This window comes from Serpentinimonas maccroryi (assembly GCF_000828915.1).
Lineage (GTDB): Bacteria > Pseudomonadota > Gammaproteobacteria > Burkholderiales > Burkholderiaceae_C > Serpentinimonas > Serpentinimonas maccroryi.
On the sequence record NZ_AP014569.1, the window covers coordinates 935,984 to 958,571 of the forward strand.

The following is a 22,588-nucleotide window of genomic DNA, read 5'->3' on the forward strand; positions in this document are numbered from 1 at the left end:
CAGAGTGGGGATCCGCCAGATAGCCTCTGCCTTGCTCGATGCCACCGGGTTCAAGCGGTTGGCGCAGCGCAGCCGATCTCGGGCAGGTTGTAAAAGCGCCGAATCCCCTCCCACGCGGCCTCGGGCGTGTCCACGGTTTGGAACAGCTCCAGATCGGCGGGACTGATCACCCCTTCTTCGACCAACACCTCGAGCCGCAGCAGGCGCTGCCAGTAGTCGCTGCCAAAGAGGAAGATCGGCAGCGGTTTGGCCTTGTGGCACTGCACCAAGGTGAGCACTTCAAACAACTCGTCCAGGGTGCCGAACCCGCCCGGAAACGCCACCAGTGCCTTGGCGCGCATCAAAAAATGCATTTTGCGCAGCGCAAAATAGTGGAATTTGAAGTTCAGCTCGGGGCTGACGTAGGGGTTGGACAGCTGCTCGTGCGGCAGCGTGATGTTGAGCCCGAGATTCAGCGCCCCCGCCTCGTGCGCGCCGCGGTTGGCCGCCTCCATGATGCCGGGGCCGCCGCCGGTGACGATGTAGAGCCGATCTTGTGCTGGGCAGTGCAGGCTGTATTCGGCCACCAAGCGGGCAAAGCGGCGCGCCTGCTCGTAATAACGGGCGTTGCGCTGCAGGGTTTGGGCGGCGGCAATGGCTTGGGCATCACCGCTGGCCTGCGCCTGCTCAAGCGCCTCGGCCGCTGCTTCGGCGGAGCGAAAGCGCGCGCTGCCAAACACCACCACGGTGTGCTCGATGCCCAGCGCCTGCATTTCCAGCTCGGGCTTGAGCAGCTCGAGCTGCATGCGGATGCCGCGCGACTCGCGGCGCAGCAGAAACTCCGGGTCGGCGAAAGCCAGCCGGTGCGCGTCGGGGTGCAGCTCGACGCCGTCGGCGGCTTGGGCCTGCAGTTCGGCCCAAGCGTGCGCCAACCGGTTGACGCGCAAGTCTTGGGGGTTGCCCATCCGCCTTTTAGACGCGGCGGCGGTATTCGCCGGTGCGGGTGTCGATCTCGATGCGGTCGCCTTGTTCCACGAACAGCGGCACCGAAACCTCAAAACCGGTGGCGATCTTGGCCGGCTTGAGCACCTTGCCCGAGGTGTCGCCCTTGACGGCGGGCTCGGTCCAAGTGATCTCGCGCTCGACGCTGGTGGGCAGTTCGACCGAAATCGCTTTGCCGTCGTAGAACACCACTTCGACCGTCATGCCGTCGGCCAAGTAGTTGAGGGCGTCGCCCATGTTGGCGGCCTCGACTTCGTACTGGTTGTAGTCGGCGTCCATGCAGACGTACATCGGGTCGGCAAAGTAGGAGTAGGTGCACTCTTTTTTGTCGAGGATGACGTTGTCGATCTTGTCGTCGGCCTTGAACACGACTTCGGTGCCCATGTTGTTGAGCAGCGCCTTGAGCTTCATGCGCACCGTGGCGGCGCCACGGCCACCGCGGGCGTATTCGGTTTTAAGGACGATCATCGGGTCTTTGCCGTGCATGATGACGTTGCCGGCGCGGATTTCTTGGGCGAATTTCATGATGGGTGCGCAAATGCAGGGGTGCAAAAGTAAAACGTCGCATTCTACCTTTTCCCGGCTACAAAGCGCAGCAGCTGGCCCAGCAAATCGCCTTGCTGGCTCAGGCGCTGACGCGCTTGCAGGGTGCAGTGGCGCCAGCGTTGCAGGCGTTGTTCTGTTAAGGGAGGCAGCTCAACCGTTGCCGCTTCTGCGCCGTTCCATGCCCGGTGCCACTGGCGCAGGCAGGGCGGGGCCTCGAGCCAATCCAGAAAGGCTTCGAGCTTGGCGTGGTGCGCTCCGTCGTCTTGCGGGTAGAGCTGCCAGACCAGCGGCTGACCGGCCCAGAGCGCGCTCACCAAAGAGTCTTCGCCGCGCACGAGGTTGAGGCTGCTGCTGCGCAGCAGGGCGTCGAACTCGGTTTGCGCCAGCAGCGGCAGCCGCTCCACCGTGGCGCTGGCGGGCAGTGCGGCTTGCGCGCGCTGCCACGCCACTAGGCTGCGCCCCGCGCAGACGCGCCAGTGCGCTTGCGCCAGCGCCGGCTGGGCGAGCAGCTGGGTCAGCGCTTCGGGTTCGTAGCAAAACAGGGTGATGCGGGGTGCCCAGGGGGTGGCGTCTGAGTCTGCGTGGGTTTGGGCGGGGGAGGTGGCGTTTTCTTGGACGGGTGCAGGCCATGCAGCAGACGGATGATCGGCAACGGCCCGATCCGGCCCCAGCAACCCGCCGCTGCCGGGCGTGAAGCCGGGGTAGTAAAACCACTTGACGCGCCCGGCCAGGGGCCCGCTGAGCACCGGCGAAGGCAGGCCGTGGCAACGCTCGATCCAAGGCTCGGCGCTCAGGTACTCGAGGTTGATCCACACTTGGCCGGTGCGGCCTTCGGGTTGCAAGGCCTGCACCCAGTGCGGCGCGATGTCGCAACCAAAGGCTTCGATCAGGACATCGCCGGGCTCGAGGGTGGGCGGCGCGGTCTCGGGCTGCAGGCGCGGCCAGTGGTGCACGCTCAGCTCCGCCAATTCGCCTAGTCCTTGGTACAGGGGCTGGGCGCTGGTGCTGGCTTGGCTGGGGCTGGATCTAGGGCTGGGGCCTGGGCCTTGCAGCGCGCCGGGGGACGCCATCCAGGACAGCGCCGAAGCGTCGTCCACCCACAGCCGCACGCGCTGGCGGTGCGCCACCAGTTGCCGCGCCAGCCGCCAGCAGACACCCAGATCGCCCCAGTTGTCGATCACGTGACAAAAAATGTCCCAGAGCCGGGGGGCGGCAGGGGCAGGTGCGGGTGCGGCGGCTTTCATGGCACAGGATTGTCGCTGGCCTTGCGCGCGGCCCAGTGCCACAATGCAGCACCATGACCGAGGACGCGCACACCCCAACCCCTTTCCCCGAAGCGCTGCTGCACGCCGTGGCGGCCCTGCCGGGCTTGCCGGGGGTTTATCGATTTTTTGACGCCGCCGGTGCGCTGCTCTACGTGGGCAAGGCGCGGCATCTGAAAAAGCGCGTGTCCAGCTACTTCAGCCGCCGCCACGATGGCACGCGCATAGGCCACATGGTGGGCCAGATCGCGCGCCTTGAGAGCACCGTGGTGCGTTCCGAGGCCGAGGCGCTGCTGCTCGAAAACAACCTGATCAAGGCCAGCCAGCCGCGCTACAACATTTTGTTCCGCGACGACAAGAGCTACCCCTACCTGCGCTTGGGCAGCGGCGTGGGGCGCACGGCGGGCTCGCCAGGCATCGCAGGCAGGGTGCGCAATGTGGGCGCGCTGGCGGCAGCGCCAGCCGCAACAGCCGCAACAGCAGCAGCGCAACCACCGCTCGAAGCGGCGCAGCCGCAGGCCTTCCCGCGCCTGTCGTACTACCGCGGCGCCGTGGACGGGCGCGGTCAGTACTTTGGCCCCTACCCAAACGGCTGGGCGGTGAAGCAGACCATCGAGCTGCTGCAAAAGGTGTTCAGGCTGCGCACTTGCGAAGACACGGTGTTTATGCACCGCAGCCGCCCCTGCCTGCTGTACCAGATCCGGCGCTGCAGCGGCCCGTGCGTGGGGCTGGTGAGCGCCGCCGACTACGCGCGCGATGCGCAAGACGCCGCCGCCTTTCTGCGCGGCCAAACCGACACCTTGCTGACGGCGCTGGAGCAACGCATGCAAGCGCACGCCGAACAACTGGCGTTTGAACAAGCGGCCCAGGTGCGCGACCAGATCGGCAGCCTCGCGCAAATGCTGCAGCAGCAGGCGATGGAGAACGTGCGCGACCAAGAAGCCGATATTTTGGCCGTGAAAGTGCAGGGTGGGCGCGCTTGCGTCAACCTAGCGATGGTGCGCGGTGGCCGCCATCTGGGCGACCGGCCTTTTTTTCCGGCGCAGGTGGCCGACGGGGCGCTGCTGGCCAGCGTGGAGGAGGGCGCCGATGAAGGCCCAGATGAAGGCGCGCAAGCAAATGAAGGCAAGCAGATATGGGCTGATAAAGCGGCAGATAAAGTGGCAGATGGAGGCACAGATGGGGACGCAGAGACTGTCAAAGAATCTAGCCTAGGGCTGATGATCGATGCACCGACCGCTGGGCACACGCTGGATGCACACGATGCCGCCGCTGCGCCAGCACCCAGTCTAGAAACCCGGGTGCTCGAGGCCTTCATCGCCCAGCATTACAGCGCCCACCCGCCGCCGCCGCTGCTGGTGCTGGGGGCGCCAGTGAGCGCGCACCTGCTCGATTTGCTCGGCCAAGCCAGCGCGCACAAGCTGCATGCGGTGTGGCAGCCGCGCGAGCAGCGCCGCGCTTGGCTCGAGATGGCGCAGCAAAACGCGGCGCTGCAGCTGGCGCGTTTGTTGTCCGAGGAAGGCTCGCAGCAGGCGCGCACGCGCGCGCTGGCGCAGGCGCTCGATCTGCCCGACGAGGCGCTGGAGCGCTTGCGCATCGAGTGCTTCGACGTCTCGCACAGCGCGGGCGAGGCCACCATGGCCGCGTGCGTGGTGTTCGAGGGCCACAAGATGCAAAGCGCCCAGTACCGGCGCTACGCGATCGAGGGCATCACGCCCGGCGACGACTACGCCGCCATGCGCCAGGTGCTGCTGCGCCGGTACGGCAAGCTGGCTGCAGCCCAAGAACCCGAAACCAGCGCTGGCCCACGCTGGCCCGATGTGGTGCTGATCGACGGCGGTGCCGGGCAGGTGGCCGTGGCGCGTCAGGTGTTCGAGCAGTTCGGGGCCGATGTGGGCCGCATCGTCGGCGTGGAAAAGGGCGCCGGGCGCAAAGTCGGGCTCGAGGAACTGGTGTTTGCCGACGGCCGCGACAAAATCGCCCTCGGGGCCGATTCGGCTGCGCTCATGCTGGTGGCGCAAATCCGCGACGAGGCGCACCGCTTTGCCCTCACCGGCATGCGCGCCCAGCGCACGCGCACCCGCACCGGTGGCAGCCAGCTCGAAGACATCCCCGGCGTCGGCCCCAAGCGGCGCGCGCGGTTGCTGCAACGATTTGGCGGTTTGCGTGGCGTGGCGGCGGCCAGCGTGGCCGATCTGGCCGGCGTCGAGGGCATTTCGACCGAGCTGGCGCAACAAATCTACAAGGCTTTGCGCTGAACGGCGCGGCAGAATCCGGACAAACCCTCGCATAATCAGGCCCATGTTTTTTAACCTGCCTACTTCGCTCACTTGGGCGCGCATCGTCTCCATCCCCGTGATCGTGGCGGTGTTTTACTGGCCCGGGCTGGAGCAGAGCACGCAAAATCTGGTCGGCACGGTGCTGTTTGTGCTGTTTGCGCTCACCGACTGGGCCGACGGCTACCTGGCGCGCCGGCTCAACCAGACCTCGGCCTTCGGTGCTTTTCTGGACCCGGTGGCCGACAAGATTTTGGTCTGCGCCTGCCTGCTGGTGCTGGTGCACCTAGATCGGGCCGATGTGTTTGTGGCGCTGATCATCATCGGCCGCGAGATCGCCATTTCGGCGCTGCGCGAGTGGATGGCGATCATCGGCGCCACCCGCAGCGTGGCGGTGCACGCGGTGGGCAAGCTCAAAACCGCGGTGCAGATGATCGCGATCCCGTTTTTGCTCTACGACGCCACGCTCTTTGGCCTGATCGACACCCGGCTTTGGGGCACGGTGTTGCTGTGGATTTCGGCCATTCTCACGGTCTGGTCGATGGTTTACTACCTGATCAAAGCGCTGCCCGAAATCCGCGCCAAGTCGCGTTAAAACAGCGCCCCTTTCGCACCCATATCGCACCCCTATCGCGCTGCAGCGCTCACCCATGCTCGGCCGCACGCCCCAGACGCCCCACGACGCTTGGTTGCGCGCCATGCCGTGGGTGTTTGTGCTGATCTGGAGCACCGGCTTCATCGTGGCGCGCTACGGCATGCCGCACGCCCCGCCGATGACCTTTCTGGCTTGGCGCTATGCCTTGTCGATCGCCCTGTTTTTGCTCTGGGTCTGGTGGGCGCGGGTGGCGTGGCCGCGCAGCCGTTCGCAATGGGGGCACTTGGCGGTGCTGGGGCTGCTGATGCACGCCGGCTACTTGGGCGGCGTGTGGGCGGCGGTGAAGGCCGGCATGGGCGCGGGGCTGGTGGCGCTGCTGGTAGGGCTGCAGCCGGTGCTCACCGCCATCTGGTTGTCGGCCTTTGCCGCCTCGACCGGTTTGGCCGTGACGCGGCGCCAGTGGCTCGGGTTGCTGCTGGGCTTGGCCGGGCTGGTGCTGGTGTTGTGGCACCAGTTCGTGCCCCCAGATGCGCAGGCGGCCGTGGGCGCAGCCACGGGCCAGATCGGCGCCACCTGGTTCAACGTCGGTTTGGCCGTATGCGCGCTGCTGAGCATCACCGCCGGCACCTTGTACCAAAAACGCTACGTGCAGCCCTGCGACGTGCGCAGCGCCAACACGGTGCAGCTGCTGGCGGCCTTTGCCGTCACGCTGCCGCTGGCGCTGCTCGAGCCCGGCGGCATGAACTGGAACGCCGAACTGGCCGGGGCGCTGGCGTGGTCGGTGCTGGCGCTCACGCTGGGGGCCAGCTCGCTGCTCTATCTGCTGATCCAGCGCGGCGCCGCGGCCTCGGTGGCCAGCCTGATGTACCTGGTGCCGCCGTGCACCGCCGTGCTGGCTTGGCTGCTGTTCGACGAGCCCATCACCGCCCTGACCGTGGCCGGCGTGGCGCTGACTGCGCTTGGCGTCAGCCTGGTGGTGCGCAGCCCCGCACAAGTCAAAGCCTGATCGCCAAAGCCTGATACTTGGATACTTGGCCAATCCAACCCGGCTCAGGCACCCAGCCCAGCGCCAATCTCAACGATTCCGGCCTCTTATTGTCCCCCACCGACCCCACCCTAGGAGCCGCCCCCATGAAAACGCACCGCATCGCCGTCGTCGCTGGCGACGGCATCGGCCTAGAAGTCATGCCCGAAGGGCTGCGCGCGCTCGAAGCGGCCGCCAGCCGCTTCGGCATCGGCTTGCAGTTCGACCATTTCGATTTCGCCTGCTGGCCCTACTACGAGCGCCACGGCCAGATGCTGCCCGACGACTGGAAAGAGCAGATCGGCAGCCACGACGCGATCTATTTTGGCGCCGTCGGCTGGCCCGAGAAAATCCCCGACCACATCTCGCTCTGGGGCTCGCTGTTGCGTTTTAGGCGCGAGTTCGATCAGTACGTAAACCTGCGCCCGGCGCGCCTGCTGCCCGGCATGAGCGCGCCCCTGCGCCGCCGCGACGGCACACCCTACGCCCCGGGCGAGATCGATATGTGGATCGTGCGCGAAAACACCGAGGGCGAATACTCGAGCGTCGGTGGGCGCATGTTTGAGGGCAGCGAGCGCGAAATCGTGCTGCAAGAAACCGTGATGAGCCGCCACGGCGTCGATCGGGTGCTGCGCTTTGCCTTCGAGCTGGCGCAGAGCCGCCCCAAGCAGCACCTCACCAGCGCCACCAAGAGCAACGGCATCGCCATCACCATGCCCTACTGGGACGAGCGCGTGGCGGCCATGGCGCGCCAGTACCCCGGCGTGCACGTGGATCAGTTCCACATCGACATCCTGTGCGCCCATTTCGTGCAGCGCCCCGACTGCTTCGACGTGGTGGTGGCGAGCAACCTGTTTGGCGACATCCTGAGCGACCTCGGGCCCGCCTGCACCGGCACCATCGGCGTGGCGCCCAGCGCCAACCTGAATCCCGAGCGCCGCCACCCCTCGCTGTTCGAGCCGGTGCACGGCTCGGCCCCCGACATCGCCGGCCGCGGCATCGCCAACCCGATCGGCCAGATCTGGTGCGGGGCCATGATGCTCGATTTTCTGGGCCACCGCAAGGCGCACGACGCGCTGCTGCAAGCCATCGAAACCGTGCTGGCTTCGGGAGGCGACGCGCCACGCACCCCCGACCTCGGCGGCCGCGCCAGCACCGCCGACTTGGGGCGGGCGATCGCCGAGGTGGTCGGCGCATGAGCGCAGCCCCGGCGGCTCCGGAAGCCCCGGCAGCCCAGACAGCGCTTCCAGCCCCCGGCGCCGGCCCGCAGTCGGTCTTTGCCCTGCTCGACGACTGCGAGGCCAGCGCCGCGCAACCCAGCAGCCGGCTCTACACCGGCTTCGTGCGCGAGCACGTCTGCACCGATGCGACCGACCGCGCCGCGCTGGACGCCCTGTGGGCTGCCGTGGCGCAAGACCAGCGTGCCGGTTTGCACGCGCTGCTGCTGGCCGACTACGAATGGGGCGAGGCCTTGGTGCTCGGCCAGCCCTCGGCGGCCTATCCGGGTGCGGCGCTGCGCTTGCTCATGTTCAGCCACCTGCAGCGGCTCGCGCGCGAGCAAGTCGATGCCTGGCTGCAGAGCTGGCCCGGCTCTGATGCCGGCGGCGGCACGCTGGCACTGCAAGAGAGCGTCGATGAAGCGGGTTTTGCTGCCGCCATCGAGCGCATCCACGCCGCCATCCGCGCCGGCGAGACCTACCAGGTCAATTACACCTACCGCTTGCAGGGCCAGGCCTGGGGCGAACCGGTGGCGCTGTACGCGGCCTTGCGCGCGCGCCAACCGGTGCCCTTTGGCGCGCTGCTGCGCTTGCCCGACGACCGCTGGCTGCTTTCCTGCTCGCCCGAGCTGTTTTTGCGCCAGCAGCACGGGGTCTTGAGCGCGCGGCCCATGAAGGGCACGGCCGCGCGCATCCTTGCACCAGAATGCGACACAGACATCGATGGCGTGGGCGACCGCGAGGCCGACCTCGCCAGCGCCCGCAATCTGCAAGCCGACTGCAAGAACCAAGCCGAAAACGTGATGATCGTGGACTTGCTGCGCAACGACATCGGGCGCATCGCGCTCACCGGCAGCGTGCAGGTGCCGGCTCTGTTCGAGATCGAATCCTACGCCACCGTGCACCAGATGACCTCCACCGTGCAGGCCCGGCTGCGGCCTGAGGTCGGCTGGCCCGAGTTGCTGCGCGCCACCTTCCCCTGTGGATCGGTGACCGGCGCGCCCAAGCACCGCACCCTGCAGCTCATCCGCGCCTTAGAGAGCACGCCGCGCGGCCCCTACTGCGGCGCCATCGGCTGGCTCGACGCCGCGCCAGCAGGCCAGCGCGTGGGCGACTTCTGCCTCTCGGTGGCCATCCGCACGCTCACGCTCGGGCCGCCGCACCAAGGATTGAGGCCGCTCAGCCTAGGGGTAGGGGCGGGCATCGTGCACGACAGCGTGGCCGCCGACGAGCTGGCCGAATGCCGCCTCAAAGCCCGCTTCCTCACCAGTCTAGACCCCGGCGTTGATTTGTTCGAGACCATGCTGCACCTTCCCGGTTGCGGCTTGCAGCATCTGGCGCTGCATCTGGCGCGCTTGGCGGCCAGCGCGCGGGCGCTGGGTTTCGCCTTCGACCCCGACGCGGCCCAGGCGCTTTTGCGCCAGCGCGCGGCCGAGCTGCCCACCGATGGCCCGGCGCGGGTGCGGCTGGCGCTGTCGCACAGCGGCCGGCTCAGCCTTGCGCACGCTCCTTTGGCTGCGCTGCCGCCCGGTGTCGTGACGCTGCGGCTGCACCCCGAGCCGCTGCCGCTGCACAACCCGCTGGCCGCGCACAAAACCACGCGCCGCAGCCACTACGACGCCGGCATCCGCGCCGCCGAGCGCGAGGGCGCCTTCGACAGCCTGTTTTTCAACACCGCCGACGAGCTGCTCGAGGGCGGGCGCAGCAACGTTTTTTTGCGCTTGGGCGGCCGCTGGTTCACCCCGCCCGTATCTGGCGGCGCCTTGCCCGGCATCCAGCGCAGCTTGCTGCTCGCCGACCCCGCTTGGGCCGCCAGCGAGGCCCGCCTGACGCGGGCCGACCTGCAACGCGCCGAGGCCATCGTGGTGTGCAATGCGCTGCGCGGCGTGCTGCCGGCGCGTTTGCTATAGCGCATCAGAGCGCGCCCGTGCAAGCGCCCCAGAAAACGAATCTTGAGCCCCGGTTACAATGCGCCAGCCATTTCAGCCCAGCGCGCCTTCCCCGGTGCGTTCGGCTAACATCAGGGGTTTCCCGGTGGGGTGCTTAGCTCAGTTGGTAGAGCGGCGCCCTTACAAGGCGTAGGTCGGCGGTTCGAACCCGTCAGCACCCACCACCCACCAGCCCCATGCCGATGAGCCCGGCATTCATTCCCACGTTGCAGGCAGCGCCCACATGTTTGATTTTTTTCGCAACAACATCAAGTTCCTGATGGCGGTTCTGATGTTGCTGATCATCCCGGCCTTCGTGCTCGTCGGGGTCGAGGGTTATGGGCAACTGGGCGCTGACCCCAACGCCGTGGCGCGCGTCGGCGGCACCGACATCACGCGCGAGCAGTGGGAAGAGCGGCACCGCAACCAGATCGATCGACTGCTGGAGCAAACGCCGGGCCTGCAGCGCGCCCAGCTCGACACCGAGGCCAGCCGCTTTGCCACGCTCGAGCGCATGATCGACGAGCAACTGGTGGCCCTGGCGGCCCAAGATGCCCGTTTTCTGGTCACCGACCAGCAGCTCGCTGCCACACTGGCGCAAGACCCCACCATCGCCCAGCTGCGCCGCCCCGACGGCACGCTCGATCTGGAGCGCTACCGCCAAATCTTGGCCATGCAGGGCCTGACACCCGAGCAATTCGAGCAATCGGTGCGCGCCGACCTGATCCGCCGCCAGTTGCTCGAGGGCTTGGCCGTGACCGCTTTCGCCCCCCCGAAGCTGGCCGAACAGGCCTTGCAGCCATTTTTCCAGCGCCGCGAAATCCAGTTCACGGTGTTCCGGCCTGATGACTTCCGCGCCGGCGTCGCCCTCACCGAGGCCGACCTGCAGGCCTTCCACACCCAGAATCCGAACCTGTTTCAGTCGGCCGAACAAGTCGATGTCGAATACCTGGTGCTCGACCTAGCCGCGGTGGCGCGGGGCATCGCCATCAGCGAAGCCGATCTGCGCGCGCACTACGAGCAAACCCGCGCCCAGCTCGCCGCCAAAGAAGAGCGCCGCGCCAGCCACATCCTGCTCACGCTCGAGCCGGGCGCCAGCCCCGAACAGCTTGCCCAAGTGCGCGCCCGCGCCGAAGAGCTGCTGGCCCAGGTGCGCCTCAACCCGGCCCGTTTTGCCGAACTCGCGCGCGCGCACTCGCAAGACCCCGGCTCTGCCGCCAGGGGGGGCGATTTGGGCTTTTTTGCCCGTGGCGCCATGGTGCCGCCGTTTGAGCAGGCGGTGTTTGCGCTGCAGCGCGGCGCCATTTCAGACTTGGTGCAGACCGATTTCGGCTTTCACATCATCCAGTTGCTCGAGGTGCGCCAGCCGGCCGCCGAGCCCTTCGAGGCCGTGCGCGAGCGCCTCGCGACCGAGCTGCGCCAGCAACAGGCGCAGCTGCGCTTTGCCCAAGCCGCCGAAACCTTTTCCAACTTGGTCTATGAGCAAGCCGATTCCTTGGCGCCCGCCGCGCAGGCGCTGGGCCTGACCGTCAACCGCGCCCAAGCGGTGGTGCGCCGCGGCCCCCAGCCCGCCGGGCTTGCTCCCGCCTTGACCCATCCCGAGCTGCTGCAGGCCCTGTTTGCCAGCGACGCGCTCACGCTCAGGCGCAACACCGAAGCGATCGAGGTTCAGGCCGGGCAACAGCTGGTGTCAGCAAGGGTGCTCGCGCACCGGCCCGCGCAGCTGCAGCCCCTAGACGCCGTGCGCCCACAAGTCCGCGAACTGCTGCTGCAGCGCCGCGCGCTGGATGCCGCGCGCACCGAAGGGCAAGCCCGCTTGGCGGCCTGGCGCCAAGCCCCGGAAGCGGCCCAAGGCCGGCTGTCACCCGCCGTGGCCCTGTCGCGCACCGAACCGCAAGGCGCGCCCGCCGAGGTGCTGCGCGCCGTGCTGAGTGCCGCCGCCCCAGCATCCGCCGATGCCCCGACTTGGGTAGGCGTCGATATGGGCCCCGACGGCTACGCCGTGATCCGCATCAACCGCGTGCTCGAGCGCGAGGCACCCGACGCGGTGCGCGCCGGGCTGGAGCGCAACCAGCTCGCCGACCTGTGGGCACAAGCCGAAACCCAAGCCTACCTGCGGCATTTGCGCACGCGCTTCGAAGTCGAAATTTTGCAGCCACGCCCCACCGCCGAAACCGCCGCCGCGTCCTGAATCAGGGGTATAATCTAAGGCTTGCGGTGGCTGTAGCTCAGTTGGTAGAGTCCAGGATTGTGATTCCTGTCGTCGTGGGTTCGAGTCCCATCAGCCACCCCAAAAACGCTTATAAAAACGAGGACCTTACGGTCCTCGTTTCGTTTCAGGGGCGATCCTTAATCAGACCGTTGCTGTTGTCCGCTGAAGGATCGATTTGGTAGCCGCGCCGCCGCTCGAATTCGCGGTACTGACGGGAGACTTCAGCGTCCGTGTAGTTGCCTGCGACGGCATCGTCCGACCCTTTGCCGTCGAGGCCCGGCAAACCGCCGAGCATGCCGCCCCAAGCTTCGCGTTCCTGGTTCTCACCAACGAAGGGCAGCAGGTAGGCGTCCAGGATGCCTTTGCCCGGCGTAGCGATCTCGGTGCTTAATGCGGTCAGGAAGTCTGACTTACTCGTGCGGTGCCATTCGATGCAGAAGCCGGCCCGATGGCATAACTCGGTGTGGACCACCAGCATGGTGCGGCCGTTGCCATCCAGACGGCGAGGAAGTCTTCATAGCGCAAGGCACTTCGCCGTTTCGCCAAGTATGCGATGGCTTCGTCCAGACTGACCCGGAACATCTGGTGTTCCAGTTCCTGGACGATCTGCGGATCCTTCTCGGCGAACTTGTTTCGCAGGTGGCCGGACGTCTCGAAATCCTTGAACGGATCAAACACCCTGCTTGCACTCCCGCAGGTAGTTCACGAGCAATCTCGCCATGTCATCCTTGGTCAGCCTGCCTGCACGCTTGAGGGCGACCAGCAGATCCTGCACCGGGCCGGAGCGAACTTCGTCTCCGGCTAGGCGGGTTACCGTCTCGGCCCATTGATCGGCGGCAGTCGGCTCATACCGAACCCCATAAGAGCCCGCAAGCCAGCGCACATAGTTGCCCACATCGGTGGTGGGGAATGTCGTTGTGTCCCAAGGCTTCATTCTTAATGCCGTGAAGGCCCTGCGATTGCGATTGTTGACGTATTGCACGGCGCTCTGGCCTAGGGCCAGCTTGCGGGAAACACGGCGGTCGCCTGTGTCCAGCACCAGCGTGCCCCTTGCGCCGGTGGTTACATGAGCCTTTAGCTTTAGCGCCACCTCACGCGCCAGCGTCTCGACATCCACGACTGGCGTTACCTCGTGCGTGGCTTCGTCCCGGCGGGCCTTGGCGTAAACGCCTGCGCCCAAGCGGAGCAATTCCCCGTCGCGCTGAAGCGTCTTGAGCGCTTCCGAAACCTGCGATGCGCTGCCCAGCCGCGCGAGTTCGGCGCGCAGTACAACGTGGCCGGAGCGGCGCCGAATGGACTGGCGCATCCGGTCTGCAAGCTTCATCGTAGAACCCATCCGCCAATTTTAACGCCTTTCGACTGTTTTTGTGAAAAAAACAATGGTGTCAATGCGTTGGGTTTGCAGAACCTGCCGGTAGTCAGGCAATTCTTGCGGACTTGCCGCTAGAAATCCCTGCCGGCTGACCCGGAGTTCACCCTCCGGCGCAGGCCCTCGGGGTAAGGGATGCGGCGAGCAGGAAGTGATGAGTTCGTGAGTGGTGGTATGGGGGCGAATGCGGGGAGCCCCCCTGAATGCTCCCCATTTTCGGTTCGAGTCCCATCATCCACCCAAAATAAATCAAGCAGTTAGCCGGGTTTTCCGGGCTTTGTGCTTCTGGGCTGCGCTCGATGTGACGGCGGATGTAAGCGCGTTTTGCACGTCAGCGGTGCGGCTGCTCGAGCACACAAAACCCGGATCAAGGGCCGGGCTCTGGCGGTGGTGCAAGCGCTGGTGGCTCAGGCGCTGCCTCGCTCCAGCCGCACCACGGCACGGCAGCCTAGGGCTTGGGCATACCGCTGCACGGTGCGCATGGAGGGCTGGCGCTTGCCTGCCTCGAGCCTTGCGATTGCGCTCTGTGTGGTGCCCATGCGCTCGGCTACTTGGGCTTGCGTCAGGCCGGCGCGGGCGCGGGCGTGCAGCAGCTCGCGGGCCATGTCAAATTCGGCGGCTAGGGCGTCATATTCGGCTTGCACGGCGGGCTGCTCCAGCAGCTTGGCCTTGATTTGCTCAAGTGTGATCATGGCAGGGTCTCCAATCGGTTCAGGGCGGTTTCAATGGCGCGGCGCGGTGTGGCTTGGGTTTTCTTGATGAACACGTGTAGCACCAGCAGGCGGCGCTGGTGAACGGCGGCGTACACGGCGCGGGCTATGCCATCCCGGCCTTGTAGGCGCATCTCCCACAGCTTGCCTTGCAGGGGGCGTATGTGGGGCAGCCCTACACGCTGCGGCCCCAAGTCCTCGAGCAGTTCGGCAGTGCGCAGGAAGCGGGCTTGCATATCGGGCGGCAGCGCCAGCAGCTCGGGCTCGGCTTGCGGGTGCAGTGTCACAGTCCAATGAATCACAGTATAGCCTTTTTGTGATGTTTAAGCCACCACGCTCAGCTTGAGCGGCTGCGCTGGCGCAAAGCGCACTCCGGCTTGTTCGAGCATCCATGCCTCGATGCGCTCGTGATGGATGCGCAGCCCTTGCAGGTGCGGTGCTCGATGTTGTGCTCATCCATTTAATGCCTAGCGCCTTGCGCTAGCGCTTTCAAAGCGCCGAGCCCCACTCAAGGATTCGCCCACCCGGCTGATAATGCCTCGGCCTGTTTCAGCACGGTCTCCGTCGCTTCCTCCTGCCTATCCGGCGGGTACTTGTAGCGTTTGAGCAACGTCTTCACCATCACCAGCAGGCGCGCTCGCACGGTCTCGCGCACCGACCAGTCCACGGTCACTGATGCCCGCAGCTTCTGCGTCAGTTCGACCGCAATCGCCTTCAGTGTCTCGTCGCCTAGGTCGCGGACAGCGGCCTCGTTGGTTGCCAGCGCATCGTAGAACGCCATCTCGTCGCCGTTGAGCCCCAACTGCTCCCCGCGCTGCGCAGCGGTGTGGAACTTCCTAGCCATCTCGATGAGTTCTTCGATGACCTGCGCGGTTTCGATGGCCCGGTTGCGGTAGCGCTGTAGGCTTTGCTGAAGCATCTCGGAGAACTTGGCCTGCTGCACAACGTTGGTCTTGAAACGCGAGCGAATGTCGTCCTTCAGCAGCCGCTGCAGCAGTTCGACCGCGAGGTTGCGCTCTTTCATGTGGCGCACGTCTTCTAGGAACTCCTCGGACAGAATGCCAATGTCTGGTCGATTCAAGCCGGCGGCTTTGAAGATGTCCACGACTTCGGCGCTGACCACGGCTTTGCTGATGATTTGCCGGAGCGCATGCTCCTTCTGCTCGTCGTTAAGCTTCTTGCCCGAGGTGCCGAACTTGGTCAGCGCGGCCTTTACGGCCTGCAGGAAGGCGAGCTCGTCCCGGTGTGCCAGCGCCTCGTCTAGGGTGCAGCAGAGGGCGAAAGCCTTGCTGGCGGCCAGCACAGTGTCGGCAAAGCGCTTCTTGCCATCTTCCGAGCCCAGCACATGGTTCGCCACGCCGGGAAGCAGCTGCCAAGCCTTCGTGCGAAAGTCGGTGTAGTCAAAGCCGTGTAGCATGCCGTGCAGCACGTCCATCTTTTCCAGCAGCACGGTTAGGGCGTCCTCGGCGGCGATGGTCGGCTTGCCTTTGCCCTTGGCCTGCGTGTAGTCCTTCAGCGCCGCCTTCAGCTCGTTGGCGATGCCGATGTAGTCCACCACCAAGCCGCCGGGCTTGTCCTTAAACACACGATTCACCCGCGCAATCGCCTGCATCAAGTTATGGCCCTTCATGGGCTTGTCCACGTACATCGTGTGCATGCATGGGGCGTCGAAACCCGTGAGCCACATGTCGCGGACGATGACCAGCTTGAAGGGGTCAGTCGGATCCTTGTACCTGCGCTCTAGGCGCTTCTTGATGTCCTTGCTGTAGATGTGCGGTTTGAGCAGATTCTTATCCGAGGCCGAGCCGGTCATGATCACCTTGATGGCACCCTTCTCGGGGTCGGGGTCGTGCCAACTCGGGCGCAGAGCCACGATGGCGTCGTACAGGTGCACGCAGATTTCGCGGCTCATGGCCACCACCATGGCCTTGCCGTCTAGGCTGGCCAAGCGGTTCTCGAAGTGCTCGACTAGGTCAACCGCCACTTTCTGGATGCGCGGCGGCGCGCCCACCAGTTTTTCCAGCGCAGCCCAGCGGCGCAGCTGCGCTGCCTTGGCGGTGTCGTCTTCTTCGTCTTCGGTCAGCTCCTCCACCTCGTCGTCGAGCAGCAGAGCATCAGCCTCTTTCAGCTCCAGACGGGCCAGCCGGCTCTCGTAATAGATGGGCACCGTGGCGCCATCCTTGACCGCCTGCTCAACGTCGTAGATATGCACGTAGTCGCCGAACACGGCCCGCGTGTCGCGGTCCTCTAGCGACACCGGCGTGCCGGTGAAGGCCACGAAGGTGGCGTTGGGCAGGCCATCGCGCAGGTGCTGGGCATAGCCATAGCGCAGGTTGCGCAGCACGCCGTATTTGGCGGTGGGTTCGGCCACCTGTAGCGCCATAGGCTCGTTGGCCGCGTCGTTGGTCGTTAGGGTCTTGCGGGCGTCCTTGATCTGCTTTTGCAGCTTGGGCATGCTGGCCTGGAAGCCGTACTGGCTGCGGTGGGCCTCGTCGCAGATGACGACGATGTTGTTCCGGTCGGAGAGGACGGGGAAGCTGTCCTCGTCCTCGCCCGGCGTGAACTTTTGGATGGTCGTAAAAACAATACCGCCCGAGGGCCGATTGGCCAGCAGATCACGCAGCTTGGGCCGTGTGTCGGCCTGCACCGGGGTCTCGCGCAGCAGCGCGGCCGCGCCGGCGAACACGCCAAACAGCTGGTTGTCTAGGTCGTTGCGGTCGGTCACCACCACTAGGGTCGGGTTGCCCATCTGGGGGTGTTGCATCAGCTTGCCTCCTAGGCAAGTCATCTCGATGCTCTTGCCCGCGCCTTGGGTGTGCCACACCACGCCGCCCTTGCCGCGGCGTGAAGCAAGGGCCTTCGGATTGGACGCCTCGAGCACGCTCTCGACCACCGCCCGCACCGCATGGAACTGGTGGTAGCCCGCCACCTTCTTGAGCAGTTTGCCCTCGTCTTCAAAGAGGATGAAGTGCCGCAGGTAGTCCAGCAGCAGGTCGCGCTGGAACAGGCCGCGCACCAGCGTTTCCAGCTCCTTCATGGCGCCCAGCGGATCCACGGTCACCCCGTCGATGGTGCGCCAAGCCATGAATCGCTCTTGGTCGGCCGTGAGTGACCCTACGCGCGCCTCGATGCCGTCGCTGATGACCAGCAGGGCGTTGCTCAGGAACAGGTCTGGAATATCTTCCTTGTAGGCCTGCAGTTGGTTGAAGGCGGCCCAGAGGTCGGCGTTCTCATCGCCTGGGTTCTTGAGCTCGACCACCACCACGGGCAGACCGTTCAAAAACAGTACGACGTCCGGCCGTCGGGTCAGCTTCGGCCCTTGGATGCTGAACTGGTTAAGCGCGAGCCAGTCGTTGCCAGCGGTGTCGGTCCAGTCGACCAGCTTCACCCGGTCGCCGCGGGTCTCGCCGTCCTTCTGGTACTGGACAGGCACCCCCTCCACCAGCCAACGGTGCATCTGCCGGTTGGCCTGCACCTGGCCGGGGATATTGGGGTTCAGCACCATGCGGCAGGCCTCGTCCTGCGCGCCGGCCGGGATGTGCGGATTCAGTCGACGGATGGCATCGCGCAAACGGTGCTTGAGGGCCACATTGCGGTAGGTATCGCGCTCGGTGCCCGGCTTCTTGGAATCGGGCGGCGAAACGTCCGGCCCATGGCCGATCTTCCAGCCCAGCGCCGCCAGCCATTCGAGCGTGGCTTGTTCGAGGTGGTCTTCGGTGATGCTTCCCATGCGCTGCAACCTACCACCAACGGTTACTCAACTGAGCGGCCCATGCCTCGAACGCAGCGATAGCCTGTTCCACTTCTGTCGCACTGTTCCCGAAAAGTCCAGAGCTCACATAGGGAGACCGCTCATGCTCGGCCGCAAGACTTGACCTCCATCCTTGCAAGACGCGTTCGCGGCCCTGACGTCGGTACCCGTAACGTCCTAGTGGATGGTGCTCGGTGTTGAACTCAGGTGGGCACAGCCTGTGATGCGCAATCGCGAGAACAATTTCTACCCAGTCGAACCGGAGGTCGTAGTCATGCCGCGAGTCGAACTCGTCTCCGAATCCACTCCAGAAGTGCTCGGCGAGCCAGTCACTCAAGGGAACAGGGCGACGGTCCTGGCCTTCCAAGAGTTGTCCCCAAGACTGCGGGTTGTCGCGCAAAAGGCAAAATGGAGGAACGACGTCGACCGCGATGACTGGCTGTCGATTGGCAAACTCAAGCTCGTTCTTTAATAGCGGTGCAACCACGTCGCAACGACCTCGGACTGATGCGCCCAGAAGCGCGGCGTACGTCAAGTGCGTGACGGGATAGCCTTGGTAAGCGAGCCACAGCGTCACGCCTTGGTTGTTCCGAGTGCCGTACAGACGGCGCTGTGCCGAAGCCAGCTGCTGGACTGCCCCACGGTCACCCCAACGGCCGACCTGAAAGGCTATGGCGCAAAGCGTTCGACAAATGCCCTCGTACAGCCGAACACGCGCGGTCACTGTTTCGGTGTTCACGGCTTCCGACGTGTTGAAGAGCCGCTCTTGCTGAAGCTCTTTGCAGACTCTGCGGCTTTCGTCGCCAATTAGGTCCGCTAGCTGAATCCGTGAGGTGTCGGGACTGGCAAGGTATCGCTTGCAGGCAGCAACTGCAGCCTTGACCGACAGTGGGTGGGGTTGGGAGAACTGTTCGATTGCCCTGACGCGTTGTTCAACGTTCTCGAAGAACGAATCAGCATCTGAGATTGCAACGTGCTGACCGCCTCGTAGGGCGAGCAGTGCTGCAACCCGCTCTCCAAGCTGCCCTCGCGCAGCGAAAAAGGTCGAGAACCGCCTGCTGGGTGCACGTTCAATCGCGCGCCGTAGTGCTTCATCCCATTCTGCGGACCAGCCGCAGGCGACCAGCCCGTACTCATCAAAGACTTGGTCGAGTAGCTTGTCGACCTGAGGGGCGTAGCTGGCCAACTCTTCTGGCGTATTGAGGATGCGTGTGTCGAGGTAGTCGCCATGAAGCTTGATAACGCAACACTTCATGTGAGCCAGCGGTACAGCGCCTTCGACTTGGTCCGGTGTGCTGATGACGGTAGGCGCGACTCCAACTTCTTCGAGCGCCCGCTCCATCAGGCGGTCAAAGTTCGTGGTGAGGACTACTCGGATGTGACCACTCGAGACCAGCCGTGCAATCGCTTGATGCGCCTTGGTGGGTGACTTCGCCCCATCCCGGCGCTCTTCCTCGGAGGGCTCAAAGTAGGCCCTGAGAATCTGTGCGCGCTCTGCGGGCGTCTTCGCTAGCGCATCCAGTAGGCGCGAGTAGCCCGGCTTCTCGCCATACTTGGTACGGAACCAGGCGGCTGGGTCTGGCTCGCAGTCAGCTTCTTGCGCAGCAGCCAACTTTCTTACAAGGTCGAGCACAACCTCCCAACCAGTCGGAATGCGGGCTGCTCTAGAGACGCCGGAGCCGAGCAACAGTGCGTAGACGCCAGGGCTCGACTGGATGGCGAATGCCAACGAAAGTTCAGGTGTCACGCCAGCACCTCGTCGCCCTGAACTTGGAGTTCCTGCAACTGCAGCTTCCCGGAGATGAGTCGGGGCAACAACGTGTCCCGAAGCTCTGCTAGCGCCCGCGCTTGTCTCTCGTTCGCGGTCAAGCGGTTGAACACCGCTGTTGCGAAGTCATGAAACCTGTCGACGACCTCTGGGGACGGCGAGAGGGCCGGGATCGGTCGGAACGCCTTCTTGCTGATTTCCATGAACGTCGAACCGTTCGCGCGGCCCTTGATGGCGTCCATGTTGAGTTGGCACCAGAAGTACAGGTACGCAGGCGGCAGCCGGCCGCCGGGAGGCATCGCGATGTAGCCTTGGTTGATGGCGACTGGAATCTGCGAAAGACTGAGGTAGCCAATCGGCGCGCGCGATGACATGAGCAGGGTACCGACTGGCAGCAGCCCCGAGGAAATCTTGGCCAATCCGGCGTCGCTCACTTTTCGCTCGGTATCCAGCAACACGGGTGCCGTCGCACCGGAGAGGTCCTTCGGCGAGGTCCAGTGGTGGGCAGCGGGCTCCCAGAGGGCATCGTTTTTTGTATCCGGTGTTGAGCCGCCGACGGCCTCGACCAAGTCGCCGATGGGTTGAGCAGTCCACCCTTTCGGCACAGGTCCGAGCTCCGAATCCTCGAACTGCGCAGGAAACAGCGCCGCCGTTGCTGCATCCATGCCATCGGGCTCGCGGCCATCGGCCTTGGCCAGCACCGGGTCGAAGTTGATGAACCAGCTCTTGAACAGGACTTGTGCGATGGAGTCGAGAGTGGAGTTGGTTTGGCGGAGGAGGTCGATGCGGCGGTCTAGCGCCTTCAAGATTGACGCCACCTCTCGCTGCAGTTGGACAGGCGGAAGATGCAGCCGGACTTTGCGTAGCTCGCTTTGCTTGATGCCGACTACCGTCGTACCACTTGAGCGACCCTTGAGTTGCTCTTGAAAAGCTTCGGCCTGCAGCATGTAAAGGAGGTAATCGTTGTCGAGCAGGTGCGGTTTACCTCGCAACGTCACGATGCGCTGTGCCAAGGCCACAGGCAAACTTAAAATTTGGCCAACCTCGCCCAACGGTGCCTCTGTCGTCATGACAACGTCCCCAATCCTTGGGAGGCCACGTGTCATCCAAGAGTCGAAGTCTTCTGGCGCGATGAACTCAGTGGGTGTTTCGATGCGTCCGCCTTTGACGACCTTCGCCGTTATCAGTGGGATGCCGCTATCAGTCTTCCGGGGCGTCTTTCCTCGGTAGTCGATGAGCGCCTCTAGGCATTCCTCAAGCGGCAGGACTTGCAGCTCAGACGGCATAACCCAGCCCTCCGAGCTTTTCCCGAATCACGGCATCTAGCTCAGCCCCCTTGGCCATCTGCTCAGCCAGCTGCGCCGTTAGCCGTTCCATCTTTTCGTTGAACGCCTCGTCGTCATCGTCCGTTGCCTCGGCACCCACGTAGCGTCCCGGGGTCAGCACATGCCCATGCTCGACAATTTCGGCCAGCTTCACCGCGCGGCAGAAGCCAAGCACGTCGGCATAGGGCTCGTCTGAGCCTGCCTCACCGCTCTGGCGCCAGCGGTGCACCGTGGTGGCAATGCGATGGACGTCCTCGTCGTCGAACACCCGGGTCACCCGCGTGTCCATGCGCCCGAGCTTGCGGGCGTCGATGAACAGCACCTCACCGCGCCGGTCGCGCCCATCCTTGCTCTTGTCCTTGGCTAGGAACCACAGGCACGCCGGAATCTGCGTGTTGAAAAACAGTTGTGGCGGCAGGGCGACCATCACCTCGACCACATCCGCTTCCACCATCGCACGGCGAATCTCGCCCTCGCTGTTCAGGTTGGACGACATGCTGCCGTTGGCCAGCACCACGCCGGCCTGTCCGCGCGGGCCTAGGTGGTGCAGGATGTGCTGCAACCAAGCGTAGTTGGCGTTGCCCGCGGGCGGGGTGCCATGCACCCAGCGCTTGTCGTCCAGCAGGCGGCCGCCGCCCCAGTCGCTGATATTGAATGGCGGGTTGGCCAGCACGTAGTCGGCTTTCAAGTCGGGGTGCTGGTCGCGGTGGAAGGTGTCGGCCGGCTCTTTGCCGAGGTTGAAGTCCATGCCCCGGATGGCCAAGTTCATGGCCACTAGGCGCCAAGTGGTCGGGTTGGCTTCCTGCCCATAGATGGAGATATCGCCGAACTTGCCACCGTGGCTTTCGATGAACTTCTCGCTCTGTACGAACATGCCGCCCGAGCCGCAGCAGGGGTCGTACACCTTGCCCTTGTGTGGCGCCAACACCTCCACCAGCACCTTCACCACGCTGGCCGGCGTGTAGAACTGGCCGCCCTTCTTGCCTTCGGCGTTGGCGAACTGGCCTAGGAAGTATTCGTACACCTCGCCCAGCAGATCCTTGGCCTGATGCCCCTCGCTGGACGTGAAGCCGATGGTAGAGATGAGGTCGATGAGCTCGCCCAGCTTGCCCGGTTCCAGCTGCGCGCGGCCGAAGCGCTTATCTAGAATGCCCTTTAGGCGCGGGTTGTCGGCCTCGATGGCGTCCAGCGCTCCGTCGATGCGCGTGCCGATATCGGCCTGCTTGGCTTTGGCGCGGATGGTCTCCCAGCGTGCAGGCCCCGGCACCCAGAAGCAGTTGACCATGGTGTAGTAGTCGCGCTCCTCGGTGGCCAAGGCACGGTCGTCGTCGGGAAGGTAGAGATCGTGCGACTCGTCGGCGAACGCGGCATCAAGCTCGGCGCGGCGCTCGTCGAACGCGTCGCTGATGTACTTCAAAAAAATCAGGCCCAAGACAATGTGCTTGTACTCGGCTGCGTCCATCGACGAGCGCAGCTTGTCTGCGGCGGTCCAGAGGGTCTTTTTCAGGTCTTGGTTCATCGCTCTCCCACTCTGTTGCCTGTGCCATCAAGGCCGGGCTATCTTGCTTTTGCCCACCGCGGCGGCCGGTGACGGTGTATGCCCATGTGCGCGGCAGTGCACTAG

17 protein-coding genes and 2 tRNA genes are annotated in these 22,588 nt (G+C 64.9%); 8 read left to right on the plus strand and 11 right to left on the minus strand.

Annotation, left to right across the window (positions count from 1 at the left end; genetic code table 11):
- Nucleotides 1-50 precede the first annotated feature (50 nt).
- From SMCB_RS04440 to earP, 3 genes are read right to left on the minus strand one after another with little or no spacing between them, the layout of a single operon-like run.
- Complete coding sequence (locus SMCB_RS04440) at nt 51-944, minus strand: LOG family protein (RefSeq protein ID WP_045535369.1); 894 nt, start codon at nt 942-944, stop codon at nt 51-53.
- A gap of 7 nt (nt 945-951) precedes the next feature.
- A complete protein-coding gene (gene efp / locus SMCB_RS04445; protein ID WP_045535370.1) occupies nt 952-1,506 on the minus strand; it encodes an elongation factor P in 555 nt (184 codons plus the stop codon).
- A 44-nt stretch (nt 1,507-1,550) separates the two neighbouring features.
- Complete coding sequence (gene earP / locus SMCB_RS04450; RefSeq protein ID WP_045535372.1) at nt 1,551-2,771, minus strand: elongation factor P maturation arginine rhamnosyltransferase EarP; 1,221 nt, start codon at nt 2,769-2,771, stop codon at nt 1,551-1,553.
- Nucleotides 2,772-2,824: 53 nt separating this feature from the next.
- Between earP and SMCB_RS04455 the strand changes: the two genes are divergently transcribed.
- The 8 genes from SMCB_RS04455 to SMCB_RS04490 all read left to right on the plus strand — a co-directional run bounded on the left by SMCB_RS04455 (nt 2,825) and on the right by SMCB_RS04490 (nt 12,122).
- On the plus strand, nt 2,825-5,047 hold the full coding sequence (locus tag SMCB_RS04455; protein ID WP_045535374.1) for an excinuclease ABC subunit UvrC: 2,223 nt from the start codon (nt 2,825-2,827) through the stop codon (nt 5,045-5,047).
- A 43-nt stretch (nt 5,048-5,090) separates the two neighbouring features.
- Complete coding sequence (gene pgsA / locus SMCB_RS04460; RefSeq protein ID WP_045535376.1) at nt 5,091-5,660, plus strand: CDP-diacylglycerol--glycerol-3-phosphate 3-phosphatidyltransferase; 570 nt, start codon at nt 5,091-5,093, stop codon at nt 5,658-5,660.
- Nucleotides 5,661-5,715: 55 nt separating this feature from the next.
- The gene (locus SMCB_RS04465) at nt 5,716-6,666 is read left to right on the plus strand and encodes a DMT family transporter (protein ID WP_045535377.1); all 951 of its coding nucleotides are present in this window, start codon (nt 5,716-5,718) and stop codon (nt 6,664-6,666) included.
- Nucleotides 6,667-6,791: 125 nt separating this feature from the next.
- The gene (locus SMCB_RS04470) at nt 6,792-7,883 is read left to right on the plus strand and encodes a tartrate dehydrogenase (RefSeq protein WP_045535379.1); all 1,092 of its coding nucleotides are present in this window, start codon (nt 6,792-6,794) and stop codon (nt 7,881-7,883) included.
- Entirely contained in the window at nt 7,880-9,811 is a 1,932-nt protein-coding gene (locus SMCB_RS04475) for a chorismate-binding protein (protein WP_082027229.1), read from the plus strand. Before SMCB_RS04470 ends, SMCB_RS04475 begins: the two co-directional genes overlap by 4 nt.
- A gap of 127 nt (nt 9,812-9,938) precedes the next feature.
- Nucleotides 9,939-10,014: transfer RNA gene (locus SMCB_RS04480), tRNA-Val, on the plus strand.
- A 59-nt stretch (nt 10,015-10,073) separates the two neighbouring features.
- Nucleotides 10,074-12,020: a SurA N-terminal domain-containing protein gene (locus tag SMCB_RS04485; protein ID WP_045535381.1), complete on the plus strand. Its 1,947-nt coding sequence runs from the start codon at nt 10,074-10,076 to the stop codon at nt 12,018-12,020.
- A 26-nt stretch (nt 12,021-12,046) separates the two neighbouring features.
- Nucleotides 12,047-12,122, plus strand: a tRNA-His gene (locus SMCB_RS04490).
- A gap of 43 nt (nt 12,123-12,165) precedes the next feature.
- On the opposite strand, the gene SMCB_RS12945 is transcribed toward SMCB_RS04490, so the two are convergent.
- The 8 genes from SMCB_RS12945 to SMCB_RS04530 all read right to left on the minus strand — a co-directional run bounded on the left by SMCB_RS12945 (nt 12,166) and on the right by SMCB_RS04530 (nt 22,483).
- Entirely contained in the window at nt 12,166-12,519 is a 354-nt protein-coding gene (locus SMCB_RS12945; protein WP_052468420.1) for a hypothetical protein, read from the minus strand.
- Between the two features lie 192 nt (nt 12,520-12,711).
- On the minus strand, nt 12,712-13,365 hold the full coding sequence (locus tag SMCB_RS04500; protein WP_045537619.1) for a hypothetical protein: 654 nt from the start codon (nt 13,363-13,365) through the stop codon (nt 12,712-12,714).
- Nucleotides 13,366-13,817: 452 nt separating this feature from the next.
- Nucleotides 13,818-14,102, minus strand: coding sequence for a helix-turn-helix transcriptional regulator (locus tag SMCB_RS04505; RefSeq protein WP_045535383.1), 285 nt, complete (start codon nt 14,100-14,102; stop codon nt 13,818-13,820).
- Nucleotides 14,099-14,422 carry a type II toxin-antitoxin system RelE/ParE family toxin gene (locus SMCB_RS04510; RefSeq protein WP_231851250.1) on the minus strand — a complete coding sequence of 108 codons (324 nt, stop codon included), beginning with the start codon at nt 14,420-14,422 and terminating at the stop codon, nt 14,099-14,101. The genes SMCB_RS04505 and SMCB_RS04510 overlap by 4 nt, the downstream gene beginning before the upstream one ends.
- Before the next feature lie 206 nt (nt 14,423-14,628).
- Nucleotides 14,629-17,850, minus strand: a complete 3,222-nt coding sequence (locus tag SMCB_RS04515) for a type I restriction endonuclease subunit R (RefSeq protein ID WP_045537621.1) — start codon at nt 17,848-17,850, stop codon at nt 14,629-14,631.
- Between the two features lie 10 nt (nt 17,851-17,860).
- The gene (locus SMCB_RS04520) at nt 17,861-19,618 is read right to left on the minus strand and encodes an SIR2 family protein (protein WP_144400272.1); all 1,758 of its coding nucleotides are present in this window, start codon (nt 19,616-19,618) and stop codon (nt 17,861-17,863) included.
- Nucleotides 19,615-20,925 carry a restriction endonuclease subunit S gene (locus tag SMCB_RS04525; RefSeq protein ID WP_045535385.1) on the minus strand — a complete coding sequence of 437 codons (1,311 nt, stop codon included), beginning with the start codon at nt 20,923-20,925 and terminating at the stop codon, nt 19,615-19,617. The genes SMCB_RS04520 and SMCB_RS04525 overlap by 4 nt, the downstream gene beginning before the upstream one ends.
- Nucleotides 20,915-22,483: a class I SAM-dependent DNA methyltransferase gene (locus tag SMCB_RS04530; protein ID WP_045535387.1), complete on the minus strand. Its 1,569-nt coding sequence runs from the start codon at nt 22,481-22,483 to the stop codon at nt 20,915-20,917. The genes SMCB_RS04525 and SMCB_RS04530 overlap by 11 nt, the downstream gene beginning before the upstream one ends.
- Nucleotides 22,484-22,588: the final 105 nt, after the last annotated feature.

Coding starts and splice junctions, on each gene's coding strand:
- SMCB_RS04440 (WP_045535369.1), bottom strand. CDS start 944: ATGGGCAACCCCCAAGACTTGCGCGTCAACCGGTTGGCGCACGCTTGG.
- efp (WP_045535370.1), bottom strand. CDS start 1,506: ATGAAATTCGCCCAAGAAATCCGCGCCGGCAACGTCATCATGCACGGC.
- earP (WP_045535372.1), bottom strand. CDS start 2,771: ATGAAAGCCGCCGCACCCGCACCTGCCCCTGCCGCCCCCCGGCTCTGG.
- SMCB_RS04455 (WP_045535374.1), top strand. CDS start 2,825: ATGACCGAGGACGCGCACACCCCAACCCCTTTCCCCGAAGCGCTGCTG.
- pgsA (WP_045535376.1), top strand. CDS start 5,091: ATGTTTTTTAACCTGCCTACTTCGCTCACTTGGGCGCGCATCGTCTCC.
- SMCB_RS04465 (WP_045535377.1), top strand. CDS start 5,716: ATGCTCGGCCGCACGCCCCAGACGCCCCACGACGCTTGGTTGCGCGCC.
- SMCB_RS04470 (WP_045535379.1), top strand. CDS start 6,792: ATGAAAACGCACCGCATCGCCGTCGTCGCTGGCGACGGCATCGGCCTA.
- SMCB_RS04475 (WP_082027229.1), top strand. CDS start 7,880: ATGAGCGCAGCCCCGGCGGCTCCGGAAGCCCCGGCAGCCCAGACAGCG.
- SMCB_RS04485 (WP_045535381.1), top strand. CDS start 10,074: ATGTTTGATTTTTTTCGCAACAACATCAAGTTCCTGATGGCGGTTCTG.
- SMCB_RS12945 (WP_052468420.1), bottom strand. CDS start 12,519: ATGCTGGTGGTCCACACCGAGTTATGCCATCGGGCCGGCTTCTGCATC.
- SMCB_RS04500 (WP_045537619.1), bottom strand. CDS start 13,365: ATGAAGCTTGCAGACCGGATGCGCCAGTCCATTCGGCGCCGCTCCGGC.
- SMCB_RS04505 (WP_045535383.1), bottom strand. CDS start 14,102: ATGATCACACTTGAGCAAATCAAGGCCAAGCTGCTGGAGCAGCCCGCC.
- SMCB_RS04515 (WP_045537621.1), bottom strand. CDS start 17,850: ATGGGAAGCATCACCGAAGACCACCTCGAACAAGCCACGCTCGAATGG.
- SMCB_RS04525 (WP_045535385.1), bottom strand. CDS start 20,925: ATGCCGTCTGAGCTGCAAGTCCTGCCGCTTGAGGAATGCCTAGAGGCG.
- SMCB_RS04530 (WP_045535387.1), bottom strand. CDS start 22,483: ATGAACCAAGACCTGAAAAAGACCCTCTGGACCGCCGCAGACAAGCTG.